We start from the raw sequence: 12,852 nt of genomic DNA on the forward strand, positions 1-12,852 counted from the left end.
GGACGGTTGTCCCGTCGCATCAGTCCTATCGATCACGACGACCTCAAAATCTCGTACGTAGGGCCACCAGGCAACAGACCAGTTGGGAAGTCCACCAGAGGATCATTGAGATCATTTTCAGAACTCGAGGCCAATACTTCCGGTGTCCCCCCATCTTGGTATTGGACGACAGCCAATGATGGGTACGTGTCTCCCGAGGTAGCAATAAATATACCACTGCCAGACTCGTGAAATCCGATGCTGATGGTTCGGTTGATATTCGGAATGAGTGGCGCCGCAATCCACCAATCTCTAGAGAAGCTCTCCGCCGCGTCAACTTCAAATGAGAAGCCATTCCATTCATCATAATTCGATGGACCGCGGTAATCACAACCCGTGAAGGAGCAGAGTTCGGAGGTCTCTATTTCACCAAGCTCTACGCTGTTCATCTCCTCGCACTCGATACAGGACTCCCGTGCATCATGACAAGAACCGAAATCGGTACACGTATGATCTGAGATAATCGTGAGTTGACCAGTTTCCGTATTCCAGAAGATCTTAACCTTGGTCTCCTCAGTTGGATCCGTGCTCAATCCACGCTCGTTTCCGTGAAGGAACTCAGTTTCGCTCTCAATCCATAGGTCGATCATGATGGTGCCGTTGTTTCCTGGGACGATGTAGTCCGTGCTCGTTGTGGTCGCGCAGGTACTTCCCTCGTGGAGATTATTGCAGTCCATGACATCTTGAAGGCCGGGGTAATCTTCCCCGCCTCCCCCGCCGCCGTTCCTACCTCCACCGTTACCGCCACCGCACGGGTTGGGAAGATTGGGGGCCCCGCACCCACCTCCGCCCTTAGCGTGCTTCTTCTCCCCTTTATTTCCTCCAACGTTCTCCATGTTCCTGCTCCCCTTTTTCAAGCCGGTCGGGTCGCTGAAGGAGGTGGGGTTGTTGTCGGAGTACGCGTACCCGTTGAGCTGCTGCGCTTGGCTGAGGTCGCCAATCGGGTCGACTGAGAGGAAGCGGCCGGTGGTGGGGTTGTAGTCGCGGGCGCCGATGTGGGTGTAGCCGGTGGGGTCGATGGTGCCTTTGACGTATCCGTTCTGGCCGAGCCATTCGGGGTCGCCGTCGGCTGCAGTCGTGGCGGTGGCGAGGTTGTTGCCGTAGGGGTCGGAGTAGCGGCGGGTGACGTCGCCGGTGAAGCAGTCGAAGGCGAGGGTGCCCGTGCCGTGGTGGTCGGCGAGTTGGAGCTGCGCGGTGCCTCCGGCTTGTTCGATCCGGGTGACGCCGCCGGGGAGGTCCACGCTGCGGGTGGAGGAAACCGTGCCGGTGGTCTTGTTCAGGGTGATCTCCACTCCTGCAACGTACAGGGTGGCTTCGGTCGCCGTCGACCGCATGATGCGGGTGCCGTCGGCGTCGTAGTAGAACTGGATGGTGCCGTCAGTGGACTCGCCGCTCACCGCGCCGGAACTGGAGAGGGCCGAGCCGGTGGTGGTGATGGTCTCGACCTTGCCGGTGGCGTCCCACGTTATGTCCTGGGTGAAGCCGGTCGACGAGTCGACGCCGGTGGTGTTGCCGACCTGGTCGTACTCGAACGCGGTGGATTCGGTGGTGCCGGCTTCGGTGACGGTTTCGAGGGCGTGGGCGGTCTCGGTGCCGAAGGTGTAGTTCCAGGTCTGGTCCGTGCCGGACCCTGTGGTGTCGTGGTCGGTCAGGCTGGTGCGGTTGCCGGCGGCGTCGAAGGTGAAGGACTGCCAGTACGCGGCGGCGCCGTCCACGCCGGTGGTCTCAGGTCCGCCGGTGCAAGCCGAGCTGTCGGTGCCGGCCGCGGCCGTGGTCCAGGCTTCGGTGAGGCGGCGGAGGCCGTCGTAGGTGTAGCACTCGGCCTGGCGTTCCATGCCCTCGGCGTTGGGCGAGTCGATGACGGAGAGGACGTTGCCGGCATCGTCGTAGTCGTAGGTGGTGTTGGTCAGGGATCCTGAACGGTCGAGTGCCTCGGTCAGTGTCCGTGAAACGCGGTTGCCCTCGCCGTAGTACCAGGAGTGCAGGACCGACGCCGCGTCGGTCGGGTACTCGGCAGTGGAAAGCAGACCGTTTCGCTTGTAGTTGACGTTGTCGGCATAGACGCCGTCGATGCCGTCGACCTGGGTGATGCGGCCGATCAGGTCGCGGGTGTACGCCACGGACTCGGAGTCGAGACCGCCGAAGGCGTTCCACGCCCGGCTTTGCACCGATCCGTCGATGTTGTACGCCGTGCTGGTGATGTAGGAGGTGGCAAGGCTTCCGGCGGCGGTGCCGGCCAGGGCGACCCTGGTACCGACCGGCAGGTAGGCCCAGTTGCGGCCGAGCGTCGTGGTGGTGACGGTCAGGCTTTCCTCGTAGGAGACGTTACTGAACTCGTACCCTTTGTACTGGGTGTCCCAGGTGCGTTTGGTGAGCTGGACACCGCCAGCGGCAGTGCTGGCGGGGCCGTCCCAGGTGGCGGTCGGGCGGGAAAGCGCGTCGTAGACGGTGGTGATCACCTGGCCGCGGGCGTCGGTGGCCGTGGTGAGGTTGCCGACCGCGTCGTAGGTGTAGGTGGCGATGCCGGTGTCGGGGTCGACGGACTGGATCTTGCGACCGCGCTGGTTGTACGTGAATGTCCAGGCGTTGTCGTCGAAGTCGGTGACTGCGGCGAGGTTCCCGGCGGGCGTGTAGGTGTACTCGGTGATCTGGGGGTCGCCGATGGGTTCGTTGTCGAGATACTGCCAGAGTGCGGTGGTGTTGCCGCGGGCATCGGTGAACGACCGCGCGGCCGTGCCGCCTTCGGGGGCCGTGACCGTGGATTGGTCCGCTGAGTAGGTGGTTTCGGTACGCCACAGTTCAACGCCGGCCTGGACGGTGATGTCGGCGGTGACGCGGCCGAGGTCGTCGTACTCGCTGAGGGTGCTCATGTCCACCTGGCTGATCTCGACGACCAGGAGGATGCCGGTCGGGGCGCCCGCAGCGTAGTAGACGTCGTTGACCTGCGCGGTCCGTCCGAGTTCGTCGTAGACGGTGTCCGTGACCAGCCGCCCGCCTTCAGGCCCGGTGGCCTGGGTCTGGCGGTGGCGGGTGAGTCCGTCGTAGATCTCCACGGTCTTGGTGTACGTCGTCAGGTCCTGTTCGAGCTGCTCGGTGGTGATCGCAATCGGGTCGCTGTCAGAGACCGCGTACGAATACCGCTGGTACGGCGACTGGTTCGCGTCATTGGGGTTCTGGAAGGACATCCAAGTCTCGGTGACGCGCCCGAGGGCGTCGAAGCGCTGCGTGGTGGTCTTGCTGTTGGCGTCGGTCACGGTGAGGGGCAGGTGCCGTGCCGGATCGTAGACGGTGGTGACGGCGTGTCCGAGCGCGTTGGTGACCTTATTTCCGGTGTTGCGCAGAGCGGTGTCGGTGTAGGCCGTGGTCGTGGTGTTGTTGTTGGCGTCTTTGACGGTGAGGGCGCGGCCGTATGCGTCGTACGTCATGGTCGCAGTCGTCGCATAGGTGGCCGTGGTGCCGTCATGGGAGGCGAGTTCGGCGACGGTGGTGCTCAAGCCCTGCGTGGGTGGGGTGCCGTAAGCGGCGTTGTCGTAGGAGGTCCGCACGTCGGTGATGACCTGGGTGGCGCGGTTCGGAGTCGTCTCGCACTTGACCGCGACGGTTTCGACGCGCTTGGTGAAGTCGATGAGGTGGGCGCTGGTGTTGTGCGCGTATTCGTAGCGGGTGCATCGGTTGTCGGCGCTGGTGGCGCCGTCGCCGAAGTCGTCCACAGTGGAGACGAGTCCGTAGGTGCTGTCCCAGTCGCTGTCAGTGCTGGTGCGCCGCCAGGTGCCGTCGGCTTTCAGTTCATCCGTACGGGTGGTGTCGCTGCGGACGAAGGCCGCCTCCAGGTCGCCCCAGGAGTGCGTGTCGGTGGCGGTGATGTGGCGCCAGTAGCTTGAGGAGGTCTTGGCGACGATCTGGCCGTCGTTGTACGTGATCTGGTCGAGGACGGATCCGGAGAGCTGCTCGTAGTCGGTGTGCTCGTATCCGAGTGCGTCGGTGAGGGTGACGGTGCGGGTGCCCCCGGAGGCGGTCTCGTCGCCGTGCATGCCCTGGTAGTACTTGGTGACCGCCTTCGTTTCGTGAATCATGCCGGGCGCGCTGGTGGTGGTGACGGTGCCGTAGCCTCGCCAGTCGGACCAGGTGAAGGTCGCCTCGTCGCCGATGCCCTGGTACTCGGCCTTGCGCCAGCCGGGATTGCTGTAGGCAAAGCGCGTGACCTGGCTGGGGCTCTCGCCAGTGCGGTCGGAGACCGTCACTTCGCTGACGACGTACTTGTTGAACCAGTCGGTGATGTCGTCGTCATATGAGCCGGGTTGCCAGATGACGGGATAGCAGCGGCGTTCGTTGGTCGCGGGCGTGGGGGTGTCGTCAGGGGCGCAGTCGGATCCGTCGTAGACGACGTCGATCTGGCCGCCGGTGTCGGTGTAGACGGTGGCCATGCGGGGGCGGATGAGCGGGGCGATCGAGTCGCCGATCTCGTCGACGCGGTTGACCTTCTGGACGGGCAGGAATGTCGTGGGCGGCAGCGTGATCGGCGTGCCCGTGTGGCCAGTGCGGGTGATGGAGTCGAGCCACAGCGTTCGGGTGGTGTCGCCGTTGTCGACGAAAGAGTGGGTCAGGGCCCAGGAGTCGACGGTCGTGTAGCCGGTGCCGTTCCAGGTCCGGGTGGTGATGCCGGTGAGACGCTTGCGGGTCCAGAATGTCGGACTCGACTGGGTGGCCTCGCACTCGGTGCCGGAAGCGCAGTTGCGATCGAAGGGCACGTCGGGCCAGTCGGCGGCGGTGTCCTCGGCCAGGGCAGAGGCCGAGCAGTCGATTGAAGCGTCGAGTTCGAGGCAGCGTTCGTCGACGGTGAAGAGGACCTGCGCGGGCGCGGTCGTGTAGGCGTCACTCGAGCGGAGGCCGTATTGGATGGACTTGAGGTAGCCGCCGCGGGTGTAGGCGTCGCCGTCGACGGTGGTGTCGCCGTGGCGGGCGTAGTAGTTGGTCTCCTTGGCGTAGTAGTACGACATGGCGTTGCCGAGCGGATCGACCACGAAGTCGAGGTTCCAGCGCCATGCCTGGTCGCAGTAGGCGTCCTCGAAGGTCGCGTTGTAGCACTCCTCGCCGGAGTCGTCGCCGAAGACCGGGACGGTCCAGGTCGAGTTGGTGGCGGTGTCGGTCGACTCGTAGCCGGGGAGGCGGTGGCGGCCGAAGAAGTACTGGGTGCCGTCGGTGGTGGTGACCTTCCAGTACTCGCCGTCGTTGTCGCCGTTGTCGGCGCCGGTCAGGCGTTCGACCTTGGAGCCGTCGTCACCGGAGACGCGCCAGGTGTCGCCGTCGTTGACGAGTTCTCCTGAGGTGTCTCCGAGGACGATGGAGGCGTTGTCCCATGCCCAGCACTGGTCGCCTGCTCCGGCGACGTCCTCATGACCGTCGTCGGAGCAGGACTGGTAGGACCGCTCGATGTAGCCTGGCTCGTACGTGAACCCCTCACCAATCCAGGAACCCTGGTTGTTCGTCGCCGAAGTGCGTCCGTCGGAGGACTGGGAGGAGTAGGACAGGGTGATGCCGGGAGCGAGATCGCCGATGACAGTGGGCACGTCGATGCCGTAGGACCAGTTGAAGGCACCGGACGAACCGCCGTGGGTCCATTCAGAGGAGGGGGCCAGAGCCGTCGCAGCGTAGTCGCCGCCGGCCGAAGCGTCATCGGCGGCCAGGGCGACGACCGAGGTCGTCGCGGCATCCGATGCCTGTTCATTCGATCGGTCGGTGGTGGCGACCGAGCCGTGACCGGAGGCGAAACCGGCGCCGCCGGTGTGGCCGTCGCTGGTGTCGACCGTGAATGTCAGCGTACGGACTTCGGTGTCGTTGCGGGCCGGGGTTGCGGCCGCACCCGCTGCGCATCCCCGGTCCGTGACCACGGCGCAGTCGGGTAGGGCCCAGGCGGCGAGCCGGGAGCCGTAGGAACCACCGTAGTACCCGGCGAGCGTCCCATAGCCGACTTCGATCTCGACTTCGCCGCCTTCGGCGGCGACCGCCAAGAGCACCCCGGTGATCCCCGCGGCGTCGGCCGCTTCGGCCGGGAGCAGTCCGACTTCGACATCGTCGGGGCTGTCCGCGTTCACCTTCGACACGGTGATCGGTAGACCTCCGATCTCCCCCGCCGCACTGCCGCCTTCAAGGTCCAGCACGATCGTGCCGGCGCCGGGCCAGGCGGCCTCGACCGGAGCCTCGACCGCGAGCTCGTTCTCCTCGCGATCCCGGACGTCGCCATTGCGCCCTTCGGCGATGTCGCCGGGCTCCGGCGCGTCGGGCACCGACGCGAAGTAGGGCAGCGGCATGCCGGCGACCGCAAGCCCGGAGAGCAGGATCAGGCCGGAGGCGGCGACGGTGAACTTGCGTCGGGCCTCGCTCAGCCGGACTGCGGGCAGGAGCGGCGTCAATTCTGGGGAGCGCATCGCAGTGTCGTCTCTCTTCGTGCCGGACCGGAGGGGTTAGAGCTCGGGGACTTCGGTGTACGCCTGGTTCAACTGAACGACCTGCGTAGCGGTCAGGACCCCGCCGTAGGTGCGCACTTCGTCCACTAGGCCGGAGAAGTACTGGCGGTAGCCGGAAACGGCGGCGCCAGAGGTGTCGGTCGTCGCACCGAAGCCCCGACCGATCTGCAGGTCGCCGTCAGCCGACCACGCACTCGCGGACAGCCCGGTGAGCGCGAGACCCGAGTCGGTCCCGTTGACGTAGAGCCGGGCCTGACCGGTGATCGCGTCATATGTCACGGCGATCGACTGACCGCTGTAATCCGCCGACGGCGACATGCGGCTGTCGAGCGACTGGGTCACCACACTCTGGCCGTCGGGACCGGTCTTGGTCATCCGCAGTTGCCAACAGCCCTCTACCGTCGTGGCATCGCCGTCGCATTCGAAGACGTATCCGACCTCGATTGCCGCTGCCTGGGTCGCCGGGCTCTCGATCAGGGTTCCAGGGATGGACAGGACCGTCATGGACTGATCAGGGATCTCGGTGTCCAGACGCGCCCTGGCAGTAAGTGAGAACGACTTGCCCGTGTCAGCCATCGGCGCGTCCACCCAGGCGTAATCGCCCATCCCGTCGAGTGCGAGACTGCCATCACCGTTGAGCGGGAACGAATCGTCCCAGGTGGCGATCCGAGCGTCTTCTTCCAAGTTCGCGGGCAAACCAGTGCCGAAGGCCGGGCTTGTGCCGTCAGGTGCGACGGTGAACTGCCAGTAGCCCGAGCGCACGGCCGCTTGGAATCCGAGGTCGAGCGCCTCATCGGGGGTTACGGCACGGTCGAAGACATGGACGTCGGCGACGTGCCCGGTGAAGTTCCCGCCCCAGGCCCCGCCGTACATGGCGCGGCCGATCTGGACGGTGCCGTCGCCCCACCACGCGCTCTCACGCAAGCCGGTCGCCGCCACGGTCCCGTCGACATAGAGGGTGATCTGCCCGGTGACGTCGTTCCAGACCCCGACCAGCTGCACCCAGTCGTCCTGGGTGTTGGCGTTGACTTCGCCTCCCTGGACCTCCCAGGCGGCGAAGGCTCCCATGGCCGTGCCAGGCATCGAGACATACCACTGGCCTCCGGCAGCGGAGATCGATCGGTAGCCGAGGATCATGCCCGCCTCGCCCAAGCCGCCGTCGATCGAGGCGACGACTCCGCTCTTGGACAAGTTGCCGACCTTCACCCGCGCGGCGATGGCCACGCTTTCTCCCGTCGGCGCCACCTGGTACTGGTCGGTCGCGATGAAGGCGCTGGCGGTGCCGTTGAATGCCGCAGCGAGGTCATCGCCCGGACCGTCTGCGCCGAAGACCACTCCGGCCCCTGCTGTACCAGGATTCGTCCCGGCGGCGTCGGCAGCGGTCGCCGACCCTGCCGGGTCGTCCAGCGGCCAGCTGCCGGCCGCCGCGGTCGCCGTGGCCAGGAAGCTGTAGGACGTGGTGGACGACCATCCTGCCGCGTCGTTCGCGAGCACATCGAAGGTGAAACGTCCCTGGCGCATCGGCTGGAATTCGACGGTGACCGGCGCCGACAGCGATGCCGCCGTATAGGTCTGGTCGGCGACTCCGGCTTCGTTGAATTTGACGGTGTAGGAGACCACATCGGACGCGGCCGAATCGATCGTGAGCGTCCCGGTCTCACCGACCATCGGATTCGGGACCTCGCCCTCGGGCAGATCCGTCGACGTCACCGTCGGTGCGGCGGGTCTCGAAGTGTCGTAGATGAACCTGCAGTGGGAGGAATTCGTCGACGACCACGGACTCCACGCTTCACCGTCGTAGACGCGGACATCCCATCGGATCTCGGTTCCCGATGCCAGGGCTGGGAAGCCCGAGACCGACGCGGTGTTCAAGTTCACCTCGGATCCCGATGCCACCTTCGATGACGTCCACGTGAACAGTGTGCTGTTGCTAGTGTTCAGGAACCTGAACTGCGCCTGCACCTGCTCACCGTCCGGGTCCTTGACCACGGCGAACACCCGCGGCCGCACAGGCGTGTACGAGTCCGCTCCGATCGTCCACGCGCACGAGCCCGCCGACGACCGCAGATCCGACATGGCCGGCTGCGTCGGCACCGTGTTGTAGGTGACCCGCAGATGCCCGTTGTTGCAGAAGCGCATCCAGTACGTGGAATCGGACTCGTTGTCGTTGCGGATCCCAAACGTGAGTGTCGACGTGCCAGCTGCCGCCGCAGCCGCAACGGTTGACCGCACATCCCATTCGGTGGCGTGATCAGCGGAGTAAGCGCAGTCTCCGCCGGAGGGGGCCGGGGTGTTCGCGGTCGCGATCAGCGAACCTGACGGCTGGTTGTTCCAGTTGGTCGACGAGGAGATCCCTCCGGTCTTGTACAGGTTCGCGTAGTGCGCCTTGTTCTCGCCTGAGTAATTGTGCCGCAAGGTCGCCGCGAATGTCGCTTCGATGATCCTCTTGCCGCTGTAGGCGGAGGTGGGAATGCGGAAGAACAAGCGCTTCTTCTCGCACAACGCGCCCGACACCGACCAGGCCGAGCAGTTGCCGACGCCCTGGTCTCCAGTCCAGCCCCAATACTCTTCGCTGGGGTACGCCGAGGCGACCATGGTCCACGCGGTTCGCGACGCGGACCGGAAGACCGGGTCGATGTAGACCGGATACACCGTGTCCGAACCGGTCAGCAACGAGTCGTCCGGAAGCAGGTTGATCGAGTCCGTATCGGCTGTCGCCTCCACTGGCGCCTGCTGGCCCGTCTGCTCGGCCACCTCGGCCGCCAATCCGGTGTCGGCAGGATCGGCTTCGGCCAGAGACGGGTCCGTCTCGAACGCTTCCGCAACGCCGGTCGAGTCCCACATGATCGGGGAATCGGCCTCGATCCACAGGTCCTTGGTGGTCGCGTCGACGATCTGCAGGCCGCCCTCGGCGCGGGTCGAGACCTCGGCGCCGTCGACCGAGATCGGCCATTCGATGGCTTCCAGCTCGGGATTCGCCGCCGCTTCAGCGGTCTTCACCACCAGGGTATGAGTGAAGCCGTCTTCCAGTGCCGTTACATGGAGGTCGACATCGGGGAGCACCTCCGCATAGACCGCGGTATCGCCCTCCAGTACCGGCTCCGGAAGGCTCCCCGCCCAGTCCAAGGTCATGGTGTGGTCGTTTTGCGCGACCGTCACCAGCGGCTCGTCTCCTCCACCCGAGAAGGCGAGGTCGATCGTCGCAGCGGCCGGTCGGATGAGCCCATCGCTGCCGGCCTCCAGGGTCGGGTCGATGTCGACCCATTCGCCCTCGACGATCGTCCGCACCGGCAGCGTGTACTCCGTGGCGGTGAACGTCCCGTCAGGGTTGGCGACGACATCATGTGTGGCCGAGCGGAGGCCGAGGACCTCGACGCTCTCCCCGGAGGCTTCGGCCTCGGCGAGCGCTTCGGCCTCGGTGTCGGCTACGCCGTCGGTCGACGTGGTCTCCTCCTGCGCTTCTGCGGGAGGGATGTCGGTTTGATTCCAAGGCCAGGTGGCGAGACCGGCGGTGAGGGCGAGGGTGAGCAGGCCGGTTCCGGCGATCCGCCAGACTCGTGGGGGCAGGTGCATGCGGGTGCTCGTCTTCTCAGGGGGTGTGGGGGTCACGGTGTTTCGACGGTGTGCGCTCATGCGAGGGACGCTCCGAACGAGACGACGTCGGCATTCGCGAGGCCGAAGGTGGCCGGGGTGTAGGAGGTCACGGCGGCGGTGCCTCCGGCGACGAGGTTGTTCCAGGGGATCCGGTACACCGCGGGCCCGGTGGCCCCGGTCGCCGACACGAACAGGTCCGACTTGGTCGCGTAGAGGACCTGACCGAGACCGGCCCCGTCCGCGGGGGTGAACTTGGCTGAGGGGAGCCGGGATCGGACCGGGTTGTTCTCCTGGGCCTGGTCCTCGGTCATCGAGAACAACTGGGTCTCACCGACATCGAAGAGCCCGGCCGCCTCATCGTCCTCGCCGGGCACTCCTGCCGTCAGCAGCAGAGTGTTCACACCGGTGTTCTGCCCAGGGGTTCGGTTGACCATCGCCACGGCGGCACCGAACATGTCGCCGGACTCCGCCGCATCGGCGGTGACGCCGTCATCGTCCTGGGTGATGGTCCTGTGCTCGGTGATCCCCGATCCGGGCGACGAGACCACCGATGACAAACCCGCGGAGGTGTCCTCACCCGGTGCACCGATCGCGATCATCATCTTCGCGGCGCCGCCGCCGGTCGAGATGTAGTCGACCATGTCGAGCGAGAACCCGTACATGTCGCCGTCCTCGTACTCGCCGCTGATCGTGGCGTTCCCCTGGCCCCAGACCGCGATCGGCGCGGGCACCGTCGAGGCGTCGCTGTGCCCCATCAGGAACACCGTCCCCACATCGTGGAGGGTGTGGTCGCTGTAGTTGGCGTCCTCACCGGGGACACCGACGACGAACCCCGACTCCGAGGCCGCCACCGAGTACCCGAACATGTCGCCGTCCTCGAAGCCGTCGGCGAAGCCCGCAGAGTCCTGGTTGAAGTCGATCGCATTGCCCGGACGGGCGTAGAACACGTTCCCGCCGTGGTTCAGGACCGCACCCTCGGTGGTGGTCGTGGACTGGCCCGGGACCCCGACGACGATGAACGGATCGCCGGCGGTGTCCAGACCGGCGGCGATGTCCCACCCGAAACGGTCACCGGGCTGGCTGACGTCCACACCGGTGTCGCCGTCGAAGCTCGCCTGCGACCAGTTCTTCGCCAGCGTCGTGTCCAGCCCGGTGGGCGATCCGGGGATGAACACCACGATCCCGGTCTCCACCATGCCCGACGCCCACGTCTCGTACGGCGCGCCGATGAACAGGTCCGTGCAGCCGTCCCCGTTCCAGTCCACGGTGTCCATCGAGAATCCGAACCGCTCCCCCGCACCGTTCTCGTTGCTTGGGATGTCATCGGCATCGATCGTCACCGTCGCGCCGCTGCCATAGGCCACATGCACCCGCCCGGCACGCGACTTCCCCGCAACCGTCGCATCCGGGTCACCGATTGCCAGGTCTATCTTGCCGTCGCCGTCGAAATCCGACTCGGTCCCGGCACTGCATGATTGCGCCACCGCCGGTGATGAGGCACCGACCAGGCCGATCGCCGCGAGCATTATGAGCACCGCCGACCGCGCCCACACCCGTGCCACTTGACCGGATCGGCCCGAGGTCGGGGAGGGGTCGGACGAGGCGCTGGGATCGGCGCCTGATGCAGCACGCGGGTGGGGTCGCATGGGGGTCGCTTTCAGTTGTGGGGGGTTCGACGGCGTCGACCAGAACAACACGGAAAGTTATCTAACCCAGATCGACATCGTCAAGCACGCTCAGTCATGCGTCAGGAGCGTGATTTGATCGTTTCTCACGTAACTCCGCGCGGCGCCTCGAGTCATCGCGGAGTGTCTGAACAGGAGAGATATATTTGCGCACCTAATGTCGACAATCCAACGTTCCAGCCAGTCGCGCCGCTTCATAACGGAATGGCATCACTTCCCAGGTCCGCAGGTCAACGGTTGAGCAGCTGCTCCAGGAGGCCGAGGCGCCAGGCGGCGTCTCGGGCCACCAGGAAGCCGACGATGCCGACGATCCAGCCGGTGGTGGAGGCGGCGTTCTTCGTCATCCAGTCGTTGATCTTGACGAGGAGCGGTTCGACGGCGTTGCGGGCGACGAGGCGGGCCGTCATGAGGACCAGGGCCGGGGTGATCATGACGAGGCAGTACCCGGCCATCGTCGCGGTGGTGGCCGCGCCGCCGATGCCGGCGGTGGTGACGATGCCGATGGCCGCGAGGTACGGGAGCATCGTGGCGACTTCGAGGGTGGCGGCGCCGAGGGCGAGGCCGACGAGCGGGAGCGCGCCGGTGCGGGTCTTTACCGCGCCGGGCTCGGACTCGACGCCGAGGGCGCGCTCGCGCCAGCGGGTCATGCGGCCGCCGCCCTCCTTCGACTTCTTGGAGTCGAAGCGGAAGCTGAGGACGACCAGGCCCACGCCGACCGCGAGCTGGACCCACATGGCGGGCCGGGTGTCCAGGAGCGCGCCGAGGTCGTCGATGAAGGTCGTCGCGCCGAGCACGATCGCCATGCCGACCGCGAAGTAGAACACCGCGATCGTCCCCAGGTAGACGAGCATCCGGCCCGCCTTCACGCGGCCGGGCGCGAGGAGCAGCCAGATCGGGATGAGCAGCGTCCCGAAGCTCGTCGAGTCGATGAGGGCGAGGGCGGCGAGTGATGCGGCCATGGCAAGGTCCATGGTGCGAGCGTATGGAGCGCAAGGGGGCCGGGGCGTCGGCCGCGGGATCGATCTTCCCCGGGCCGACTGCGCCTTTGGTGGCAGGACGAACGTGGGACT

Annotated in this window: 4 protein-coding genes; all 4 read right to left on the minus strand. The window is 66.0% G+C overall.

The window, feature by feature from the left end:
• Nucleotides 1–32: 32 nt before the first annotated feature.
• Complete coding sequence (locus WA640_RS16140; RefSeq protein WP_335988916.1) at nt 33–6,464, minus strand: RHS repeat-associated core domain-containing protein; 6,432 nt, start codon at nt 6,462–6,464, stop codon at nt 33–35.
• Between the two features lie 36 nt (nt 6,465–6,500).
• Nucleotides 6,501–10,076 (minus strand): LamG-like jellyroll fold domain-containing protein, encoded by a 3,576-nt coding sequence (locus tag WA640_RS16145; protein WP_335988917.1) that lies wholly within the window; start codon nt 10,074–10,076, stop codon nt 6,501–6,503.
• 56 nt (nt 10,077–10,132) lie between these two features.
• On the minus strand, nt 10,133–11,371 hold the full coding sequence (locus WA640_RS16150; RefSeq protein ID WP_335988918.1) for a hypothetical protein: 1,239 nt from the start codon (nt 11,369–11,371) through the stop codon (nt 10,133–10,135).
• A 641-nt stretch (nt 11,372–12,012) separates the two neighbouring features.
• The gene (locus tag WA640_RS16155) at nt 12,013–12,753 is read right to left on the minus strand and encodes a GAP family protein (RefSeq protein WP_335988919.1); all 741 of its coding nucleotides are present in this window, start codon (nt 12,751–12,753) and stop codon (nt 12,013–12,015) included.
• Nucleotides 12,754–12,852: the final 99 nt, after the last annotated feature.

The organism is Glycomyces sp. MUSA5-2 (assembly GCF_037034145.1).
Taxonomy (GTDB): Bacteria; Actinomycetota; Actinomycetes; order Mycobacteriales; family Micromonosporaceae; genus Glycomyces; species Glycomyces artemisiae.

Coding starts and splice junctions, on each gene's coding strand:
- WA640_RS16145 (WP_335988917.1), bottom strand. CDS start 10,076: ATGCACCTGCCCCCACGAGTCTGGCGGATCGCCGGAACCGGCCTGCTC.
- WA640_RS16150 (WP_335988918.1), bottom strand. CDS start 11,371: ATGGACACCGTGGACTGGAACGGGGACGGCTGCACGGACCTGTTCATC.
- WA640_RS16140 (WP_335988916.1), bottom strand. CDS start 6,464: ATGCGCTCCCCAGAATTGACGCCGCTCCTGCCCGCAGTCCGGCTGAGC.
- WA640_RS16155 (WP_335988919.1), bottom strand. CDS start 12,753: ATGGACCTTGCCATGGCCGCATCACTCGCCGCCCTCGCCCTCATCGAC.